This is a genomic window from Frankia sp. R43, from assembly GCF_001306465.1.
Taxonomy (GTDB): domain Bacteria; phylum Actinomycetota; class Actinomycetes; order Frankiales; family Frankiaceae; genus Parafrankia; species Parafrankia irregularis.
In genome coordinates, this window is the sequence record NZ_LFCW01000001.1 from 1,361,923 (window position 1) to 1,382,749 (window position 20,827).

Here is a 20,827-nt window from a genome sequence, read left to right on the forward strand (position 1 = left end):
CGTCGGACGGCCGGCCTGTTGGCTGGGCAGGGTACGGCGTGGTCATGGCAGACGATTGTGGACGGTGGGGACACGTTGTGCCGAACCGGGCTGTGTGTCGGCCTCCGCGACAAGCGCCGTGGCACCCGCCGTGGCGCCCGCCGGCGCGCCCTGGGAACCCGCCCGCCAGAAGCGACGCGGGCCCGCGTCGGCACGCGGGATCGGCGGGGCGAGAACGATCTCCGCGGAGAGCACGCTTACCCCGTCCGCCGAGACGATCACGGGCTCCAGGGCCAGCCGCCGCACCGCGCCGGTCTCGTCCACCAGGCGCGCCAGCCGCAGCAGCAGGTCCTCCAGCGCGGCGACGTCGACGGGGGCGGCACCGCGGTAGCCGAAGAGCAACGGCGCCGCCTTCACGGACCGGACCAGCCGAGCGGCGTCGGCGTCGGCCAGCGGGAGGATGTGGTGCACCCGGTCGCCGAGCAGCTCCGTCGCCGCACCCGCCAGGCCGAAGGACACCAACGGCCCGAAGCGGGGGTTCTCCTCGGCGCCGAGGACCACCGCCACCCCGGTCGGCACCATCCGCTGCACGACGATCGGGCCGTCCGGCCCGACGCGCTCCACCAGTGACCGCCAGGCCGTCCGGAGCACCGCCGGGTCCGCCAGGTCGAGGCGCTGCCCGCCCAGCTCCGGCCGGTGCCGATACCGGCTCGCGCGGGCCTTGAGTGCCACCGGCCAGCCGAACAGCTCGGCCGCCTCCACCGCTTCGTCCGCATTCCGGACGACCTGGCTGGGGACGACGTCGATGCCGTAGCAGTCGAGGAGCTCACTCGCGGCGCCGGCGGTGAGCCGGCCGGTCACACCGTCGGTCAGTCGCCGGGCCTCGTCGCGCCGAACCGGCGTGGTGGGGATGGTCCCCGCGGGCAGGGCACGCCAGTCGGCGTAGGCGACCGCTCCGCGCAACGCTCCGACCGCGGCCTCGGGCGTGAAATAGACCGGGAGCCCGGACAGCTCCGGTGGCACCCGCGAGCCCCGGACGGTGGCGAGGACGGGCACGCTGACGGCCCTCGCCGCGGCGGCGGCACCGAGAGCAGCCGGCGCCGGGTCCGGGTTCGGGTCCGGGTTCGGGCCCGAGTTCGGGCCCGGCAGCGAAGTGGGCAGCCGGACGGCGACGGTGATCAGCGCATCCGCCCGGGAGGCCGCGGAGACCAGCGCGGCCCGGAAGGCCTCGGTGCTGCTGCCGGCCGGCAGCAGCACCTCCTCGACCGCGAGCCCCGCCGCGTCCGCCGCCCGGGCGGTGAACCGGACCAGAGCCCGTGAGTCACCGACGACCGCCACCCGGTTGCCCGCCGGCAGCGGGCAGGTGGCCAGCAGCAGCGCGACGTCCAGCCCCTGGGAGACCCGGTCGACGCCGATCACCCCGGCCTGGCGCAGCAGCGCCTCGTCCAGCGGTGTCCGTTCGGAGAGGACGACGACCACCGGGGTGTCACGGCCCAGCCAGCGGGCCAGCCGGGCGAACTTGCGCGGGTTGCCGAAGGTCTCCAGGTGCATGAGGGCGACACCGGTCGACGTGTCCGCCTTCCAGAACTGGAGCAGGTCGTTACCGCTGACGTCGGCGCGGTCACCCGCCGAGACGAAGACCGAGAAGCCCAGCCCGCGCGCGGCCGCCGCCTCCAGCAGCGCGCCGCCGAGCGGGCCGGACTGGGAGTAGCAGCCGATGCGTCCGGGTGCGGGCAGCTGGTTCACCAGCGAGGCGTTCAGGCCGGCGGCGACGTTCTGCAGGCCCAGGCTCGCCGGGCCGACCACTCGCATGCCGCGGGCGCGGGCGTCGGAGGCGAGCCGGGCGTCCGCCTCGTCGTCGCGCTGGTCGGTCATGACCACCAGGCCGCGCACACCGTGGCGGCCGCAGGAGGCGACCACGCCGGGGATCTCGCCCGGCGGCACGCACAGCACCGCCAGATCGACCGGCGGCGGCGTGTCCTCGACCGACGCGTACGCCCGCACCGAGGCGACGGCGCCGCCGGTGGCCGCCGCCACGGGGTTCACCGGGTAGACCGGGCCGTCGAACCCGCCCGCCAGCAGGTTGCGCAGGACGATGTTGCCGAGCGATTCCCGGTCGCGGCCGGCTCCGATCACCGCCACCGCCCGTGGGTGCAGCAGCCGGTGCACGGACGCGGCCTCGGCCCGGTGCTCCCTGGCTCGCATCACATCGACGGAGCGGGTGGTGGGCGCGATGTCGAACGACAGGTGGGCGGCCCCGGACTCCCAGGCGCGCGAGACCGTGTAACCGGCGTCCAGGAAAACCCTGATCATCTGCTGGTTCTCGCTGAGCACGTCGGCGTCGAAGCGCCGCACCCCCCGCTCGGCCGCGGCGGCGGCCAGGTGCTCGAGCAGCACGGAGCCGATCCCGCGGCCCTGCTGGGCATCCTCGACCAGGAACGCCACCTCCGCCTCGGGGGTGGGACCGGCGTCCGGTGACTGCCCGCGCTCCCAGTGCGCGAGCCCGACGAGCTCACCACCGATCAGCGCCACCAGCGCGCCGCGGACCCGCTGGTCGACGTTGGTCGTCCGGGCGATGTCGGCGTCGCTGAGGCCGCGGCGGACGTTGAAGTACCGGAAGTAGATCGTCCGGGTCGACAGCCGGGACCAGAACGGGCGCAGCAGCTCCCCGTCCGCCGGCCGGATCGGACGGATGTGCGCCGTGCCACCGTCCGAGAGGATGACATCGGCCTCCCAGTGGGCCGGATAGTCGTGCGGCTGCGGTGATGGCGGCGGCTGCGGTGATGGCGGCGGTGGCGGCCCCGCGGCGGGCGGCGCGGCGCTCAACGGTCCCGGAGCGGGTCGAGGCCGTGCAGGGGCAGCACCATGTTGCGGGTCGCGGCCACCGCCCGGTCGAGCGGATCATCCTGGTCGCCGGCACCGGCGTCCCAGGGGTGGTAGCGCGTCGACGCGCCGTCGCCGAAGGTGGACGGCATCCCGGCGGCGCCGACCGAGGTGTGGCCGGTCGCCGCCCGCACCCTGGCCGGAGCCGCGGCCGCCCATTCCTCGGGCAGCGCCCGGGCCCCGTCCAGGGTGGTGTGCGAGGCGATCGCCAGCAGCTGGGTCCAGGCCCGGGGAACCACGGCGTCCAGGGCGTAGCCGCCGCCGCCGCAGGCCACCCAGCGGCCCTCGCAGACCTCGTGGGCCAGGGCGTGCAGCGCCTCGTAGGAGGCACGCTGCCCGTCCAGCGACAGCCGCAGGTCGGCGAGCGGGTCGAGCAGGTGCGTGTCGCACCCGTGCTGGGTGACCAGGACCTGCGGCCGGAACGCGCGCAGCAGGACGGGCACCACCCCGGAGAACGCCCGCAGCCAGCCGGCGTCACCCGTGGCCGGCGGCAGTGCGACGTTGACCGCGGTGCCCTCGGCACTGCCCTCACCGACCTCCCGGGGGAAGCCGGTCCCGGGGAACAGCGACATTCCGCTCTGGTGCAGCGAGATGGTCAGCACCCGCGGATCGTCGTAGAACGCGGCCTGCACCCCGTCACCGTGGTGGACGTCGATGTCGACGTAGGCGACCCGGGTGGCGCCGGCCGCCAGCAGCCAGGCGATCGCGATCGCCGGATCGTTGTAGACGCAGAACCCACTCGCCGCACCGCGCATCGCGTGGTGCAGGCCGCCCGCGAGGGACACCGCATGGCGGTGGGTGCCCTCCCACACCGCCCGTGCCGCGGCCAGCGTGCCGCCGGTGATGAGGGCGGAGGCGGCGTGCATCCGGTCGAAGACGGGATTGTCCGCGGTGCCGAGCCCGTACCGCGCCGCCAGCAGGCTGCCCGCCGCCGAGCCCGGCGAGGCCGCGCGGACCGCACCCACGTAGTCGGGGTCGTGTACCAGCTCGATCAGCTCGTCGGCGGCCATGCCGGCGGCGGCGACGGTGAGCCCGGGTGCCTCCAGCAGGCCGGCCGCGGTGGCCAGCTCCATGGTCAGCGCCAGCCGGACCGGATGCAGCGGATGGGCCGGGCCGAAGTTGTAGTCGAGCATCCCCGGGTCCCAGACCACGAGGGTGCCGTCGCCCGGGCCGCCATCCCCGGCGGCCCGGTCAGCCTCCGGGGACCCGACCGACCGCGACTGCACTGGCTGGACGTTCACGGACCCGCTCACACGACAAGACGGTAACTCCCGTGGCTCTCCGGCACGACCGCTCGTCGACTCGCAGGCGATTGACCGGCGAGGACACGTTAGGGTCAGATCACGTGGCGGGAGATGAAAGTCCAGCAAACGACGAATCGCGCGATCAGTCGCCCGCGGGCACGGGCCACTTCGCGGCCACCGGCTCCGGAACGTCACGCGTGGCGTCGTCACGCGCCGCACCGTCACGCACGCCGGTGGGAACCGTGCTGTGGGAGCCGTCGGCCCAGCGCGTCGCGGAGGCGTCCGTCACCCGCTTCCAGGAGTGGCTCGCACAGGACCACGGCGTGTCCTTCGCCGAGCGGACCGGGCTCGCCCGCTGGTCGGTCACCCAACCGGGCCCCTTCTGGGAGGCGGTCTGGGAGTTCTGCGCCGTCGAGGGCGACCGCGGCGACGGCCCGGCGCTGACCGGCACCGGGCTGGCCGATGCCCGCTGGTTCACCTCCGCACGCGTCAACTACGCCGAGAACGCGCTCAGCCGCCGCGGCCCCGCACCCGCGATCATCGCCGTCCGCGAGGACGGCGTGACCACCGTCGTCAGCTGGGACGAGCTTCGACGGCAGGTCGCACGGGCCGCCGCCGGCCTGCGCCGCCTCGGTGTCGGCCCCGGGGACAGGGTCGCCGCGGTGCTGCCCAGCGGCGCGCAGGCCGTGGTCGCGATGCTGGCGTCCGCGAGCCTCGGCGCGGTGTGGGCGTGCTGCCCGCCCGAGCTCGGCCTGGCGGACATCGCCGACCGTTTCGCCCCCATCACGCCGAAGGTGCTGATCGGCGTCGACGGGTACACCCGCGAGGGCCAGGTGTTCGACTCGGCGCAGTCACTGGCCGACCTTGCCCGCCGCCTGCCCAATCTGGCCGCGACGGTGGTGGTTCCCTACCTCGCGGCCGATGCCCTGACCCGGGCGGCGCAGGCGCGGACCCCGGCCCTGACGTCCTGGGACGACCTGCTCGCCGCGACGGAGGACCTGGCCTGGGCCCGGCTCCCGTTCGACGCGCCGCTGTGGATCCAGTTCAGCTCCCCGGACACCGGCGTGGCGAAGCCCGTCGTCCACGGGCACGGCGGGATCCTGCTGGAGCACCTGAAATCGCTGGTGCTCCACCTGGATCTCGGGCCGGACGACCGCTTCTGCTGGCTGGCCACCACCGGCGAGGCCACGTGGAACCTCCTGGTCTCCGGTCTGCTCACCGGGTCGGCGATCGTCCTGTACGACGGCAGCCCGGCCCGGCCGGACCTGTCGATCCTGTGGCGGCTCGCGGAGGCGGTCGAGGTGACCTGCCTGGGCCTGCCCGCCTCGTTCGTCGAGGCGTGCCACGGCTCGGGGCTGGTGCCGGCGAGCGTCGCCGATCTCTCGCTGCTGCGCACCGTGGCGGCTTTCGGATCGCCGTTCACGCCGGACGCGGCCGCATGGGTCTACGAGACGGTGAGCCCGTCGGTCGCCTTCAGCGCCATGAGTGGCGGTGGCGACCTCGGCGCGCCCACGATCGCGGCGCTGCCCACCGCGCCGGTGCGGGCCGGTGAGGCCGGCGCGGCGCTGGGCTGCGCCGTCGCCGTGGTCGACCCGGCCGGCTACCCGGCCAGGGGCCCGGCGGACGTCGACGGTGAGCTGGTCGTGACCATGCCGATGCCGTCGATGCCACTGTTCGTCTGGGGCGATCCAGCTGGATCGTGGCTCTTCCAGACCCGGCTGGCACGATTCCCCGGCTGGTGGTCGCAGAACGAGTACGCGCGCCTGACGCCGTCGGGGGCCTTCGCCGTGGGCAACGTCCTGTACCCGACGCTCCTGCCATCCGGCGTCCGCGCAGGCTACTGACACGCCGGCCGCTGACGGGCCGGTCCATGGCCGGCTGGCGTCTGGCGGGCTGGCCGTCTGGCGGGCTGGCGTCTCGCCGGTCCGGTTTCGACAGGCCGGCTTCCAATAGGAAAAGCCGGATCCTCATGGCGAGGATCCGGCTTCCGACCACCCGTACCGGAGCGAGGACGGCTGCCCCTGCTCCGGGCTGTGCTATGGGCGCCGGCCCGCGTTGCCGGCGCCCATCAGACGACCTCGGCCCAGCCGCCCGCTCGTCAGTCGAGGAACTCGCGCAGCCTCCCGGCCACGGCGGGCTTACGCAGCTCGCGCAGCGTGTCCCGCTCGATCTGGCGAATGCGCTCACGAGTGAGCCCGAGCCGGTTGCCGACCTCGGCGAGCGTGTGCTGCTTTCCGTCAGCGAGACCGAAACGCAGCCGCATGACCTCGCGCTCACGAGGGTTCAGCGCGCCGAGGACGTTGTCGATCTCGTCCTGCATCGCGCCGTAGGACGCAGCGTCGGCCGGCGACGTCGCATCCGAGTCCTCGATGAAGTCGCCGAGCACGGAGTCGCCGTCGTCACCGACGGACGTCTCCAGGCTCACCGTGTCCTGCGCGTAGCGGCGCAGCTCGACGACCTGCTCGATCGGCATGTCCAGCTCGAACGCGAGCTCCTCGTCCGTCGGCTCACGGCCGAGGGTCGAGACGAGCTGGCGCTGCAGCCGGGTGATCTTGTTGATCTGCTCGACCACGTGAACCGGGATACGGATCGTCCGGGCCTGGTCGGCCAGCGCGCGGCCGATGGCCTGGCGGATCCACCAGGTCGCGTAGGTCGAGAACTTGTAGCCCTTCGCGTAGTCGAACTTCTCGACCGCGCGGATGAGGCCCAGGTTGCCCTCCTGGACGAGGTCCAGCAGGGTCATGCCGCGGCCGCTGTACTTCTTCGCCACCGACACCACGAGGCGCAGGTTGGCGGAGACCAGCTGCTGCTTGGCGGCCTGGCCGTCGGTGACGAGCAGGCGCAGGTCACGGCGGAGGTCCTCAGCGAGGCCCTCGTCGGTCTCCAGCTTGTGCTCGGCGAACAGCCCCGCCTCGACGCGCTTGGAGAGCTCGACCTCCTGAGCGGCGTTGAGCAGCGGAACCTTGCCGATCTCGCGCAGGTACATGCGGACGAGGTCCGCCGTGCCGGCGTGGTCGGCGACGGTGCGGCCAGGCGTGGTGGCGCCGGCCGGGGCGCGCTCGCTTTCCTCTTCCTCTTCGACGAGGTCGATTCCAGCGGCGCCGAGACGTGCGATCAGCGCGGGCAGCAGCTCGACGCCGATATCAGCGGCCTCAAGGGCCTCGCGAAGCTCGGCACGGCTGAGCTCCCCGGTCTCGCGACCACGGGCGATGAGCTCGGCGACAGCGGAGACGTCGAGCTCGTCGAGCTCATCGGGGACCGCGGCGAGCGTGCGGCTTGGAGCGTTACGGACAGGAGAAGCGGAGCGACGGGGGCGCCGCGGACGCGGGCGTGACTCGTCGGTGCGCTCGGCTAGTTCCAGGGCAGGCAGCGTCATCAGTGGCAGATCCGATGGTCGGTGCGGGTGGGTCGTCTACTTCCTTGCACGTGGAGGTAACGACCGAAGAGGCGCAACCATTCCCGTGCAGGCACAGCCGGACGTCAGCGATCGCCGGGCCTACAGAGAAGTGTAGACCCCTGCCTTCGGGACGCTGAACCCGCTGTCGCGAAGACTACCTGGCAGATCGCGCGCTGTGGTGAGAACGAGCAACTATCTCGGCGGCTTCCACGGTCAGTCCTCGACTGTCAGTGACAGTTCACAACGCAGCGTCGCCGTAACACCACTTTCGGGAGTTCGATCCAGAGATCGGCGTCACCTTCCGCGCGCCGCGACGAGGGTCCACCACGCACGCCCTCCGCCCGCGAACACCATCCAACCAGCTGCGCCGATGCCACAGAGAGACGATCAGGCCACCGACAGACCGACTCCGTACCCCCATGAGCGCCTCTTCACCCATCCGGAGCGCCGCCACCAGCGAGAGACGGATCACATCCGAACCACACGGCCGCCGGCACGACGTGAGCCGATCCACAGACAACCAGCCCGCCGTCGCCGACGGATGTATTCCGGGTAACGACTCGCGACGCTCACGGACCGCATCGACCCTCACCCCGCTGCGCCACCGAACCGCGACTTCTTCGCCCACACGGCGGAGTCGGCGCGCACCAGCCGGCCAGAGGCGGACCCTGACGTAGATCTTCCCGCAGTCAGACCGATGATCACTCTCGGTAACGACTCGTGGTGCACGCCCCCGCCGCGCGGCGAGCCCCCCACCACACCGGGCGCCTCGGCCACCCACGCCACCCCACACCCACCACAGGAGCCCCGAACCTGGCGTTTTTGCTGATTCATCGGCGAACGACGCGCCCGATGCAACGCTCCGGTAGCCCCCGCGCAACCTTCTTCCACCACCCCTGGCCGCGCCGGGGACCCCCACCAGACGAGCACGGGGTGTAACCGCTACTCTCTCACGATGTCGGTTTCCCCGATGCCCGCGCAGTCCTCGTCCAGCCCGATCACGCCGGCCTCCGCGCGTGGCGCCTCCCCTGCCGCGGCGCCGCCGGAGACGCCGACCGGCCGTGCCGCCGACCACCCCACGGTGGGATCGGCAGGCCCCAACCGGCCACTGGCGGACCCCGCCGGCAGCGGTGCCGTGCCCGCTGTCGACGTCCCCCGCCCCGCCGGCCCGGCCGACCCGGTCGATGTGATGCCCACCACTGTCGAGGCCGCCGGGTCCCCCGCCGGCACAACGGTGCCCGCGGCACCGTCAGCGCCCGCCACGCCGCCGGCACCACCCGTGCCGTCGCCAGCCGGCGAGATTCCGCTGCCGGCCGACCTCGCCGCGTTGCGCGAGACGGCCGTCGGCGTCCTGCGCGCGAACGACCTCGGCGACATCACCCGTCCGTCGCCGACTCTCTACCCACACCAGTGGCTGTGGGACAGCTGCTTCATCGCCATCGGGCTGCGCCACCTCGACCCCGCCCGGGCCGCGGCCGAGCTGCTCTCCCTGCTGCGGGGCCAGTGGCCGGGCGGCATGATCCCGCACGTGATCTTCGCGGAGACGACCGACTACTACCATGCGGGCCCGCAGCGCTGGCGCTGCGACCGTGTGTGCACCACCGCGGGCGGGGTCCAGTCGACCGGGGTCACCCAGCCACCGATGATCGCCGAGGCGGCCGTCCGGGTCGGGGAGGCCATGACCCGCGACGAGCGGGTCGACTTCTACCGGCGCCTGGCACCCGGGCTGATCCGGTTCCACGAGTGGCTCTACCGCGAGCGCGACCCCGACGACAGCGGGCTGGTCGCGCTGGTCCACTCCTGGGAGTCGGGCATGGACAACACCCCGACCTGGATGGAGATGACCAAGCCGGTCGCCCCGCGCACCGTGCGGGCGCTGCGCCGGATCAACGGCGACGACGCGCTCGACGCGCTGCGCCGCGACTCCAAGGAGGTGCCGCCGGACGAGCGGCTGACCTCCGCTGACCTGTTCACGCTGTACCGGATCGTCCGCGAGCTGCGCCGCAGCCGCTACGACTTCCGCACCATCCGGGACACCTTCGTCCCGCTGGTTCAGGACGTCGCCTTCAACGCGATCCTGATCCGCGCGAACGAGCACCTCGTGACGATCGCCGACGAGGCGGGCATCCCCATCCCCCGCTGGCTCTCCCGGTCGATGCGGCGCAGCCGCGCGGCCATGGGTGAACTGTGGTCGGACGGTCTCTACTTCAGCCGGGACTTCCGCACCGGCGAGCTCCTGCACCACCCCACCATCGCGAGCTTCCTGCCGCTCTACGCCGGCGTCGTCCCGGACGACCAGGTCGACGGCCTGGTCAAGACCCTCCTGTCGCCGCGGTACTGGGCGAAGTACGGCATCGCCAGCGTCCCGACCGACGACCCGGCCTTCCTGCCCCGCTGCTACTGGCAGGGCCCCGTCTGGGTCAACATGAACTGGCTGATCGCCGACGGGCTCGACCGCTACGGCCGCCGGGAGGCCGCCGACGCGATCCGCGCGAACACCGTCGAGGTGATCCGCGCGTCCGGATCGATGTTCGAGTACTACTCGCCGCTGGACGGCTCCGGCGCCGGCAGCAACCGCTTCTCCTGGACGTCGGCCCTGCTCATCGACATTCTCGCCACCCACCCACAGGTGGCCCTGACCAGCACGGACAGCACGACGAATCCGTGACAGGAAGCCCGCGGAATCCGTGCCAGAAGTGCCGCGGATTCCGTGGCCGGAGGCCCGACGGATTCGTAGTTGAGAGCTCGCGGCAGCGCCACTCGCCAAAACCTTCGGGACGGATCTGAGGTCTCGGGCAGGGTGGGGGCAGCGAGGCGGACTCGCTCGCCACCCCCGCCCTGCCGCGCCGGTGCTCTGCCGCACCAGCGCTCGGTGTCAGCTGCAGCCGCTGGTGGAGCCGCACTGCTCGCAGACGTAGCAGCTGCCGGCCGGGCGCATGTTCACCCCGCAGGTGAAGCACAGCGGGGCGTCGACGGCGGTCTGCGCGGTGAGCGAGCCGCCCGGCATGGCCACGCGGAGCTCACGCGCCACCAGCTCCGGACCTGCACCCGCGGCCGGGCCGGTGAGGCCGCCCACTCCGGCCGACGGGGCCACCCCGTTGCGTGCGGCGCGATCGGCGCCACCGCCACCGGTGCCGACACCGGTGGCGGCCGTTGCGTCACCCTCCACCGGCGCGGACGTCCGAAGCGCCTCGATGTCGACCTCGGGTTCCGCCGGGCCGGCTGCCGGGCCACCGGACTGCTCGGACAGCTTCCTGGTCCGCTCGGAGGCGGAGAGGATGCCGAGCTCCTCGCGCTGTTCCTCGGTCAGGTAGTCCAGCGCCAGCCGGCGGAACAGGTAGTCCATGATCGACTGGGCGATGCGCACGTCCGGGTCGTCGGTCATGCCGGCGGGGTCGAAGCGCATGTTGATGAACTTGCTGACGTACGCCTCCAGCGGCACGCCGTACTGCAGCGCGATGGAGATCGCGATGGAGAAGGCGTCCATCACGCCGGCGAGCGTCGAGCCCTGCTTCGACATCTTGATGAAGACCTCGCCGAGGCCGTCATCCGGGTACGACCCGGCGGTCATGTAGCCCTCGGCGCCGCCGACGGTGAACGAGACGGTCTGCGACGGGCGCTTCTTGGGCAGCCGCCGCCGGACCGGGCGGTGTTCCCCGGGGCCGGCGGGCCACTGCGGGAGCCCGGCCGCGGTGACCCCGGTGGTGGCCGCGGCACCCGCGAGCGCGGCGTCGGCGGTGCCGGCTGCGGCGGCGGCCGCCTCGGCGTCCCGCTTCGCGCCCTTCACATCGGTCAGCGGCTGGCCGACCTTGCAGTTGTCCCGGTAGATCGCCAGCGCCTTGAGCCCGAGCCGCCAGCCTTCGAGGTAGATCTCCTCGACGTCGGCGACCGTGGCAGTGGACGGCATGTTCACCGTCTTGGAGATCGCACCGGACAGGAACGGCTGGACCGCCGCCATCATCCGGACATGCCCCATCGGGCTGATCGCGCGGTCACCGATCGCGCAGTCGAAGACCTCGTAGTGCTCCGGACGCAGGCCGGGGGCGTCGACGACATGGCCGTGCTCGGCGATGAACTCGACGATCGCCTCGGTCGTCTCCTCCGGGTAGCCCAGCGCCCGCAGCGCCGCCGGCACCGTCTGGTTCACGATCTTCATGCTGGCGCCGCCGACCAGCTTCTTCATCTTCACCAGGGCCAGGTCGGGCTCGATCCCGGTGGTGTCGCAGTCCATCGCCAGCCCGATGGTCCCGGTCGGGGCGAGCAGGCTGACCTGCGCGTTACGCCATCCGCTCTTCTCCCCCACCGACAGCGCCCGCTCCCACTCCTTCGAGGCGGCCGCGATCAGCCGGGCGTCCTCGGCGTGGACGGTGCGGACCGCGTCGTTCGCCGCCGCGTGCTTGCGCACGACGCGGCGGTGCGCGTCGGCGTTGCGGGCGAAGCCGTCGTACGCCCCGACGGTTCCGGCGAGCTCCGCCGAGCGGCGGTAGGCCGTCGCCGTCATCAGCGAGGTGATCGCCGCGGCGAGCGAGCGCCCGCCCTCGGAGTCGTAGGCCCGGGCGCTCGCCATGAGCAGCGCGCCCAGGTTGGCGTAGCCGATGCCGAGCTGGCGGTAGGCCCGGGTCACCGTGGTGATCTCGGGGGTCGGGAAGTCCGCGAAGCAGATCGAGATGTCCATCGCGGTGATGATCAGCTCGACCGACGCGACGAACGCCTCGGCGTCGAAGGTGCGATCCGGCCGCAGGAACTTCATCAGGTTCAGCGACGCCAGGTTGCAGCTGGAGTTGTCCAGGTGGACGTACTCCGAGCACGGGTTCGACGCGGAGATCCGCCCGGACTCCGGGCAGGTGTGCCAGTCGTTGATCGTCCCGTCGTACTGGATGCCCGGGTCGGCGCATTCCCAGGCCGCCTGGGCGATCGTGGTGAACAGCCCCTTGGCGTCCACCGACTCGATCACCCGGTTGTCCAGCCGGGCACGCAGGTCGAAGGACGTCCCGTCGACGACGGCCCGCATGAACTCGTCGTTCACCCGGACCGAGTTGTTGGCGTTCTGGTACTGCACCGAGGCGATGTCACGGCCGCCGAGATCCATGTCGAACCCGGCGTCACGCAGGGCACGGATCTTGTCTTCCTCCCGTGCCTTCGTCTCCACGAACTCGACGATGTCGGGGTGGTCGACGTCGAGCACGACCATCTTCGCGGCACGGCGGGTCGCGCCGCCCGACTTGATGGTGCCTGCCGAGGCGTCGGCGCCACGCATGAAGCTGACCGGGCCGGACGCCGTTCCGCCGGAGGAGAGCAGTTCCTTCGACGACCGGATCCGGGAGAGGTTCAGGCCGGCACCGGACCCGCCCTTGAAGATCAGCCCCTCCTCCCGGTACCAGTTGAGAATCGACTCCATGGTGTCGTCGACGGCGAGGATGAAGCAGGCCGAGACCTGTTGGGGCGCCGAGGTCCCGACGTTGAACCAGACCGGGGAGTTGAAGCTGAACACCTGGTGCAGCAGCATCCAGGTGAGCTCGTGCTCGAAGGCCTCGGCGTCGTCCTCGGAGGCGAAGTAGCCGTTCTCGCGGCCGGCCACTGTGTAGCGGTGCACGACCCGGTCGATGAGCTGGCGCAGCGACGACTCGCGCTCGGCCGAGCCGAGCGCGCCGCGGAAGTACTTGCTGGCAACGATGTTGGAGGCGTTCACCGACCAGGCGGCCGGGAACTCCACCCCGCGCTGCTCGAAGTTGACTGAACCGTCACGCCAGTTCGTCATGACGACGTCCCGGGTCTCCCACTCCACCTCGTCGTAGGGGTGGACGCCGGGCGTGGTTCGAACCCGCCGGATCTTCAGGCCAGCCACCTTCGCGGCCGATCTGCTGCCCTTGCCGCGGGTCTCGGTCATGGCACTCCTCGTGTTCGCTTTCGACAGGTTCAACAATGGCGGCCGGGGTTACCTGCCCGATGAGCCCGGTCCACAGCGGGCTCGGCGCTCGCCGGGCAGGTGGCCCCGCCGTTGGATGGCACGCCGAAATGACCGGATCAGCCTCGTTGCTGATCGGTCCGACGTGCTTTGGGATCTGTGGCAGCGCAGGCGACCACGCCGTCGGTGCGCGATGCGGTGACGGCTGTGGTGGCGCAGGCGACCGCCGAATGCGGTGGTTCGTGGCGGTGGTGGAGCGACGTGGCGCGGCGGTCAGGGCGCGATCACGATGCTGTGGTCAGTCGCGGTGGTCAGTCCGCGGTGGTTAAGAGCGGTGCGGTTGCCGGTGCGGTTGTCAGTGATACGCCCGGTGCCGGGGATGCCCCGATTTCCTGGGCCGCCCCACACCCGGCCTGGCCTGGCCGAGGCCGCACCCGGCCCTGGCTCAGGGGCCGGCGGCGGCTCAGGGGCCGGCGGCCGCGCGCAGGCCCGGCGCGGCGGCGAGGTGCGGCCCGCGGGTGAGCCCGGCGGCGCCCAGCTCCGGGCCGGCGGCCCGGGACGACTCCGCCAGCGGGGTGCCACCGGCTTCGGAGCTCTGCCCCGCGTCGGCACGAAGCGCCGCGATCGCCACCTCGAAGTCGGCGAGCGACTCGAAGGCCAGATAGACCGAGGCGAACCGAAGGTAGGCGACCTCGTCCAGCTCCCGGAGCGGGCCGAGTATCGCCCGGCCGACGTCCTCGGCAGCCACCTCCGCGGAGCCGGAGGAACGCACCGTCTCCTCGACCCGCTCGGCCAGCAGGGCGAGATCGTCCGACCGGACCGGGCGCCCCTGGCAGGCCTTGCGCACGCCCACGATCACCTTGGCGCGGCTGAACGGCTCGGTGGCACCGCTACGCTTGCGCACCCGCAACGAAGCTTCCTCCATCGTCGTGAACCGGCGCCCACACTCCGAGCAGGCTCTGCGCCGCCGGATCGCGGCGCCTTCCTCGGCCTCCCTGCTGTCAACGACACGGCTGTCGGAATGGCGGCAGAAGGGACAGCGCACGGCACACTCCTCTCCGCTCCGGGCGGCCTGGCTGCCACACGCGGAGCACGCCCCAGCAGGTGCCCACATGCCACCGGCCGACCACCCTCCGGGGGTGGCCAACTGACAACCTGTGGATATCGATGCACAACCTGTGGATGACTTACGGTGCTGTAACTACAAGATGTTGTGTTCACCGTAGCGCACGCACCCGACAGGTCCGACACCGCCCCTCCTCCTCCGGCGTGTCGCTGCCGCGGGGCCGCCACCACTTGATCGGCAGCCGGTCCCGCCCGGCGGCCGGCCGTCGGGCGGGCCACCGTCAGGGCAGGCAGAGCGGCTGGCCGGGAACGAGATCCGCGGTGGGCAGATCGTTCAGGGACATGAGCCGACGAACAACCGCACGGGTGTCGGCCTCGGGGTCGATCCCGCGTGCCACCTCCCAGAGCGTCTCGCCCTGGCGCACCACGTGGGCCTGACAGTCCACCGGGGTGGCCGTGAACGCCTGCGACGCGGTGACCAACGCCAGCGAGAGCACCAGCGCGCCGGACAGGCACGCGAGCGCCGCGAACACGAGCCTGCCCCGCCGGGTCAGCCTCAGCGGCGGCTGTTGCCGCGGGCGGCGTCGCGAGCCCGGGCGGGGCCGTTGCGCGCCCGGGGACAGGGCTCGCGAGCTCGGGGACGAGCTGCGCCGCAGACTCGGCCACCGGCGCCGTGCTCTCGTCCGTAGCCTCTGGTCGCCGGGCGGCGGCAACGCGTACCCGACGGCGCGGGCACGCCATTCCAGCCCGGGCATCTCGATGACCTGGGCCTCGACGCACTCGACCGCCGCCGAGGACGACTGTGCGCCGCACGGGCCCGCCGCAGGCGAAGGACCACTGCCGAGACAACGAGAAGGGGCCGAGCGATGCGCCGGCCGCCGATCACCGCCACGCACGGCCCTGCCCCGCACCGCCTGGCCGCGCACCACGACCCCGCTGACCGCCGCACCACGGCGAGCACGAGGACGCGGACGCGCGCGACCACCACGGCCGCCCGCCGCCGGCGCACCTCCTCCGACGGCCGCGGACCGCCGCGCCGCGCCGACGCGGAACACCCGACACTTGGGACCGGCTCCCCCGCCGAGCGCCCTGTCGCCATCCGCGATGTCAACATCGCCGGCAGCCAGGCCAACGTCGCCAGCGGCCGGCCGAAGGTCACGATCGGCCGCAGCAACATCGACAATGGCGATATCGACAATGGCAACGTCGGTCACGTCGGCATCAGCCAGACCGGCGCGGGAAAGATCAGGGTCGGCCGGATCAGCGTTGGCCGGATCGGGGTCGGCCAGATCGGGGTCGGCCATGTCAACCTCCCAGGCGCGAGCATCCGCTCGCTCGAACACCTGAGCGATTCTTACACGGTCGCCACGCACACTTCCCCCGACACGCTCGAACAGACGTTTGAGATTCGGCGACCGGCCGACTACCGTCAAGGACGATCAGTTGTGGACGATCGTGCGAGAAGAAGCGAGCACGGAAAATCCACCCGAACCGGTCAGAAGCTACTAATAGGACAAAGTGGTAGATCGACCGGGTGGCCCGCCGGCTGCGGAACCGCCGAGCCCCCGGTCGCGGAGAAGCCGGTAGCGGGCGAAGCCCCGCCGCCGGATGCATCGACAGGGAGAGCGGTAGGCGATGACCAGCCAGGCACGGGGTACCCGCCGAGGCGACGCCCGCGGCAATGTCCGGGATCTTCCCGACAGCCCCGCGGACGCCTCAGGCCTCACGCAACGACAGAAGGGGATTCTCGAGGTCATCCGCGCCGCGGTGGAGCAGCGCGGCTATCCGCCGAGCGTCCGCGAGATCGGCGAGGCTGTCGGCCTGACCAGCACCAGCAGCGTCGCGCACCAACTCAAGGTGCTCCAGGAGAAGGGCTTCCTGCGGCGCGACCCGAACCGGCCGCGGGCCATGGAAGTACTGCCGATCGGCGGCCAGAAGGCGGGCGCCCGGCTGCGCTCCGCCGGCGCCACGCCGGCGGAGGTGGGTGGTGCCGTCGCGGCCGAGGGCGGCACCCCGACCTACGTGCCCCTCATCGGGCGAATCGCGGCCGGCGGGCCGATCCTCGCGGAGCAGGCCGTCGAGGACGTCTACCCGCTCCCGCGGGAGATCGTCGGTGAGGGCACGCTGTTCCTGCTCAAGGTGGTCGGGCAGTCGATGATCAATGCCGCGATCTGCGACGGTGACTACGTCGTCGTCCGCCAGCAGCCGGTCGCCGACAACGGCGAGATCGTCGCGGCCATGATCGACGGCGAGGCGACGGTCAAGCGCTTCCGCCAGCGCGACGGCCGGGTGTGGCTGGCGCCGGAGAACCCCGCGTTCTCCGACATCCCGGCCGAAGACGCGACCATCCTCGGCCGGATCGTCGCCGTGATGCGCCGGGTCTGACCCGAACGCGACCCCAGGGGGCGCTGACCCCCTGGGGAAGAGCCGGCCATCGAGCCAGCCGCCATGCCGAGCCAGGCGGCGGCCCCTGGCTCGGCTTCCCGCCGGCTCGGTCAGCTCCGAAGCGGGGTCAGCTCCGAAGCGGTCAGTTTCGAAGCGGTCAGCTCCGAAGGGCTCCAGCGACCCTGAAGGGCTCCAGCTCGGCGGCAAGGCTCACCGGCACCCGGGCCGCCACCGCCGTGCCCGCGCCGGTGTGCTCGACGCTCAGCACCTCGCCGTCGCGGTGGATCCGGGAGACGAGATCACCACGGGTGTAGGGCACCAGCAGCGACATCTCGATCTCCGGGTGCGGTATCCGCTCCGAGAGGGCGTCGATCAGCTCCGCCAGGCCCGTTCCGGACCGAGCCGAGACGAAGATGGCGTCCGGAACCGCCTTGCGCAGCACTGCCAACGTCGTCGGATCGACCGCGTCGACCTTGTTGACGACCACGAGCTCGGGAACCCCGGCCGCGTCGATCTCGGCGAGCACCTCACGGACCGCCGTGATCTGCCCCATCGGGTCCGGCGCCGAACCGTCGACGACGTGCAGGACGAGATCCGCGTCCACGACCTCCTCCAACGTCGACCGGAACGCCTCGACGATCTGGTGCGGCAGATGCCGGACGAAACCGACGGTGTCGGCCAGGGTGAACACCCGCCCGTCGGGCAGGGTCGCTCGCCGCACGGTCGGGTCGAGGGTCGCGAACAGGGCGTCCTCGACGAGCACACCGGCTCCGGTCAGACGGTTGAGCAGCGAGGACTTCCCGGCGTTGGTGTACCCGGCGATCGCGACCGCCGGCACGGCACCCCGCCGCCGCGAGGAGCGCTTCGTCTCCCGGACGGTGGCCATCGCGGCCAGCTCGCGCCGCAGCTTGGCCATCCGTGTGCGCAGCCGCCGCCGATCGGTCTCGATCTTCGTCTCACCAGGGCCGCGGGTACCGATGGGCGCCCGGCCACCACTGCTCGCGGCGGCCCGGGACATCGACTCACCCCAGCCACGCAGCCGCGGGAGCATGTACTGGAGCTGGGCCAGCTCCACCTGGGCCTTGCCCTCCCGGGACGTCGCATGCTGGGCGAAGATGTCCAGAATGAGCGCCGTCCGGTCGATCACCTTGACCTTGACGACCTCTTCGAGCTGGCGCAGCTGCCCAGGGGTCAGCTCGCCGTCGCAGATCACCGTGTCCGCACCGGTCGACGCGACGACGTCCGCGAGCTCTCGGGCCTTGCCGGAGCCGACGAAGGTCGCCGTGTCCGGCCGGTCGCGGCGCTGCACGAGCGCGTCCAGCACCATCGAGCCCGCGGTGGTGGCCAGGGCCGCGAGCTCCGTCATCGACGCCTCGGCCTCCAGGAGGGTCCCGGAGGTCCACACCCCGATCAGCACCACCCGCTCCAGTCGGAGCTGGCGGTACTCGACCTCGGTGACGTCCTCGAGCTCGGTGGTGAGACCCGGGATGCGGCGCAGCGCGCCACGCTCCTCCAGGTCGAACCCGTCGCCCTGTTCGTCGAAGAAGGAGAACCCCTCGCCGTCACCGAGGAGGACCACGCCCCCGTCGTCGCCGTCGAAGCTCGGGCTCAGGTTCGGGTTCGGGTACCGGGTGGACGCCATGGCGGCGTCAGCGGGAAGACTCATACCATCCGTTCTCAACGCGGCACGGTGACCGTCGAATTCCGCCCGCCCCGTTCGGGAGCGGGCCGGTGCCGCTGTACCCGGGCTCGGTGCCCCGGCGCAGCGGAACCTCCGCAGCCCCAGGGTGACACGCCGCTGCCGCGATCGCGAGCCGTTTATCGGCCCGGCGCCCGGTAGGAACGGCCCTGTCGGTCAGCTCCGGCCGGTCCCGGCGGGAACCAGTGCCTGCGCACCCGCAGCGGCAGTACCGGAGGCGACCTCGGCGGCCTGGCGGATCCATTCGGGACGAAGGACACCGTCAGACACAAGAACGGCGGGACCGCGCAGAATGACGGTCGTCTCCCGCCAGTCAACGGTCAGGCGCCCGCCGGGAAGATCGACCAGCACCTCGGACGGCGGCGTACCGCCCACCCGCGCCGCCCACGCGACCGCCACCGCGCAGGCGCCGGTGCCGCAGGAGGCCGTCTCGCCGACGCCGCGTTCGAAGACCCGCATCGCGACGCCATCCACACTCGGCACGACGACCTCGACGTTCACACCGTCGGGGAAGGCCTCGGCCGGGAAGACGGGAGCACCCAGGTCCAGGCGCGCCAGCTCGGACGGCCCCAGGTCGTCGGCGAAGCAGACCGCGTGCGGGTTGCCCATCGAAACACCCACCGCGGCGAACTCGCGGCCGACCACGGTGACCGGCACGGTGCCCGCGGCGAAAGCCGGCGGCCCCATGTCCACGCTCACGTCACCGGCCGGCGGCACCTCGACGGAGCGCAGGCCCGCCCGGGTGGCGATCACGAGGCTGCCGGGCATCTCGTAGCCGGCGTCCACCAGATACCGCGCGAAGACCCGGACTCCGTTGCCGCACATCTCGGCGATGGAGCCGTCGGCGTTGCGGTAGTCCATGAACCAGCGGGCGGCGCCAAGGTAGGCCGCCGCCGCGGGCTCCGCGGCGACGAGGACCACCCGCAGCACCCCGTCGGCACCGACCCCTGTTCCGCGGTGGCAGATCGCGCGCACCAGCTGTGCCGACAGGTCGAGATCACCGTCAGCATCCGGAAGGATGACGAAGTCGTTGCCTGTCCCGTGTCCCTTGACGTACCGCACGCGGCGATCGTACGGCGCCGGGCGCCTCATCCGGCCGTGGCCGCCCGAGAGCGGTCGCCACGTCCGGAACTGCCAGGACGTCCGTTCTGCGAGTCCTGGCACGCCCTCGCCGGGTCGCGTGGCGGTGCCGCGGGCGGCGGGCCCGCGGGCGTCCGCCGGCCCGCACGACCCGCCGCGCCCGCATGACCGCTCCCCGGGCCCGCCCTGTTCGCAGCGTTGCCGGAGCTGGCTGAGCTGCCGAAGCCGGCCGAGCTGCCGGAGTAGACCGAGCTGCCAGAGCCTGCCGGGTCGGCGGAGCTGGCCGAGCTCGAAGGATTCGACGGCTCGCCGGTCGGGCGACGGGTGCCGACGCCCTCCCAGGAGTCCGTCCACGGCTTGTACCAACGGTCCGGCCGACCCCGGCCTAGCGCGATCATCCGGGCGTCCTCGACCGGAACGGGCGGACAGAACAGCGGGCCGCAGACCCGGTCGCACTCCGTCCGCCCCACGGCGGCCGCCAGCGCCGCGGTGTCGACGTCCTCGGCGACCACGACCATGCGGCGGCGGTGCGCGATCTGGAGCATGGACGCGAAAACCGCCTGACCCTCCAGGTCGCGGATCGTCGCCCGCAGGAAGCGCCCATCGATCCGCACGAGGTCCAGCGGCAGCTTGTCGAGCGTCGCCACCGACGCGGACCAGGTACCGAACGAGTCGACACCGACCGCGACACCCAGCGCACGCAGCCGCCCGAGCAGGTGGGGCAGGCCCGGCGGCGCGAAGGCCAGCGTGTTCTCGGTGAACTGCAGGCCGATCGCCCCGGGTGGCAGCGACCGCCCGAGGACCAGCCGCTCGATCTCGTCGAAGAAGTCCGGCCGGCCGAGCTGGGCGCTGTCGACCCGCACCCACAGCCGGGGCGGGCGGACCCCGGTGCCCGCCGCCATGCGATGCCAGGTGCGCGCCTCGGTGACCGCCATCCGCAGCACCCACTGGTGGACCTGGCCGACCAGCCCCGCGGCCGCCGCGACCGGCATGAAGTCCGCCGGGCCCAGCAGGCCCAGCTCGGGATGCGCCCAGCGGGGGTACGCCCGCATGCCGGGCACGGAGCCGCTGCGCAGGTCGACGTCGGGCTGGTAGTGCAGGCGCAGCGTGCCGTCGTCGAACGAGGCGTACAGCGCGGGCACCAGGCCGATGTCGAGCGCGGTCACGTCAGACTCCAGACGCCGTGTTCC

At 72.4% G+C, this 20,827-nt stretch carries 12 protein-coding genes; 3 read left to right on the top strand and 9 right to left on the bottom strand.

Annotated features, from left to right (window positions below; genetic code table 11):
• Positions 1–42: 42 nt before the first annotated feature.
• Entirely contained in the window at positions 43–2,805 is a 2,763-nt protein-coding gene (locus ACG83_RS05130) for a GNAT family N-acetyltransferase (protein WP_054564937.1), read from the bottom strand.
• A complete protein-coding gene (locus tag ACG83_RS05135) occupies positions 2,802–4,103 on the bottom strand; it encodes an acetoin utilization protein AcuC (protein ID WP_054565431.1) in 1,302 nt (433 codons plus the stop codon). Before ACG83_RS05135 ends, ACG83_RS05130 begins: the two co-directional genes overlap by 4 nt.
• Positions 4,104–4,303: 200 nt before the next feature.
• Here ACG83_RS05135 and ACG83_RS05140 point away from each other — a divergent pair, with 200 nt between their 5' ends.
• A complete protein-coding gene (locus ACG83_RS05140) occupies positions 4,304–5,950 on the top strand; it encodes an AMP-binding protein (RefSeq protein WP_347280115.1) in 1,647 nt (548 codons plus the stop codon).
• Between the two features lie 254 nt (positions 5,951–6,204).
• On the opposite strand, the gene ACG83_RS05145 is transcribed toward ACG83_RS05140, so the two are convergent.
• Entirely contained in the window at positions 6,205–7,482 is a 1,278-nt protein-coding gene (locus tag ACG83_RS05145; protein WP_076826721.1) for an RNA polymerase sigma factor, read from the bottom strand.
• A 991-nt stretch (positions 7,483–8,473) separates the two neighbouring features.
• Between ACG83_RS05145 and ACG83_RS05150 the strand changes: the two genes are divergently transcribed.
• Positions 8,474–10,171, top strand: a complete 1,698-nt coding sequence (locus ACG83_RS05150) for an amylo-alpha-1,6-glucosidase (protein ID WP_235497662.1) — start codon at positions 8,474–8,476, stop codon at positions 10,169–10,171.
• Positions 10,172–10,378: 207 nt separating this feature from the next.
• Here the strand turns inward: ACG83_RS05150 and ACG83_RS05155 are convergent, their stop codons facing one another.
• From ACG83_RS05155 to ACG83_RS05165, 3 genes are all read right to left on the bottom strand, one after another.
• Complete coding sequence (locus ACG83_RS05155) at positions 10,379–13,390, bottom strand: vitamin B12-dependent ribonucleotide reductase (protein WP_054564938.1); 3,012 nt, start codon at positions 13,388–13,390, stop codon at positions 10,379–10,381.
• A 481-nt stretch (positions 13,391–13,871) separates the two neighbouring features.
• Positions 13,872–14,453, bottom strand: coding sequence for a transcriptional regulator NrdR (gene nrdR, locus ACG83_RS05160; RefSeq protein ID WP_054564939.1), 582 nt, complete (start codon positions 14,451–14,453; stop codon positions 13,872–13,874).
• A 301-nt stretch (positions 14,454–14,754) separates the two neighbouring features.
• Complete coding sequence (locus tag ACG83_RS05165; protein WP_076826725.1) at positions 14,755–15,006, bottom strand: LysM peptidoglycan-binding domain-containing protein; 252 nt, start codon at positions 15,004–15,006, stop codon at positions 14,755–14,757.
• 1,102 nt (positions 15,007–16,108) lie between these two features.
• On the opposite strand from ACG83_RS05165, the gene lexA reads away from it, so the two are divergent.
• Positions 16,109–16,858: a transcriptional repressor LexA gene (lexA, locus tag ACG83_RS05170; RefSeq protein ID WP_054564940.1), complete on the top strand. Its 750-nt coding sequence runs from the start codon at positions 16,109–16,111 to the stop codon at positions 16,856–16,858.
• Positions 16,859–17,015: 157 nt separating this feature from the next.
• Here lexA and hflX read toward each other — a convergent pair whose 3' ends face one another.
• From hflX to ACG83_RS05185, 3 genes are all read right to left on the bottom strand, one after another.
• On the bottom strand, positions 17,016–18,524 hold the full coding sequence (gene hflX / locus ACG83_RS05175; RefSeq protein WP_054564941.1) for a GTPase HflX: 1,509 nt from the start codon (positions 18,522–18,524) through the stop codon (positions 17,016–17,018).
• A 189-nt stretch (positions 18,525–18,713) separates the two neighbouring features.
• On the bottom strand, positions 18,714–19,649 hold the full coding sequence (dapF, locus tag ACG83_RS05180; protein WP_054564942.1) for a diaminopimelate epimerase: 936 nt from the start codon (positions 19,647–19,649) through the stop codon (positions 18,714–18,716).
• Positions 19,646–20,803: an EAL domain-containing protein gene (locus ACG83_RS05185; RefSeq protein ID WP_054564943.1), complete on the bottom strand. Its 1,158-nt coding sequence runs from the start codon at positions 20,801–20,803 to the stop codon at positions 19,646–19,648. The genes dapF and ACG83_RS05185 overlap by 4 nt, the downstream gene beginning before the upstream one ends.
• Positions 20,804–20,827: the final 24 nt, after the last annotated feature.

What these genes read in the sequence shown, in the direction of transcription:
- lexA (WP_054564940.1), top strand. Translation starts at nt 16,109, where the DNA reads ATGACCAGCCAGGCACGGGGTACCCGCCGAGGCGACGCCCGCGGCAAT.
- ACG83_RS05155 (WP_054564938.1), bottom strand. Translation starts at nt 13,390, where the DNA reads ATGACCGAGACCCGCGGCAAGGGCAGCAGATCGGCCGCGAAGGTGGCT.
- ACG83_RS05150 (WP_235497662.1), top strand. Translation starts at nt 8,474, where the DNA reads ATGCCCGCGCAGTCCTCGTCCAGCCCGATCACGCCGGCCTCCGCGCGT.
- hflX (WP_054564941.1), bottom strand. Translation starts at nt 18,524, where the DNA reads ATGAGTCTTCCCGCTGACGCCGCCATGGCGTCCACCCGGTACCCGAAC.
- ACG83_RS05145 (WP_076826721.1), bottom strand. Translation starts at nt 7,482, where the DNA reads ATGACGCTGCCTGCCCTGGAACTAGCCGAGCGCACCGACGAGTCACGC.
- dapF (WP_054564942.1), bottom strand. Translation starts at nt 19,649, where the DNA reads ATGAGGCGCCCGGCGCCGTACGATCGCCGCGTGCGGTACGTCAAGGGA.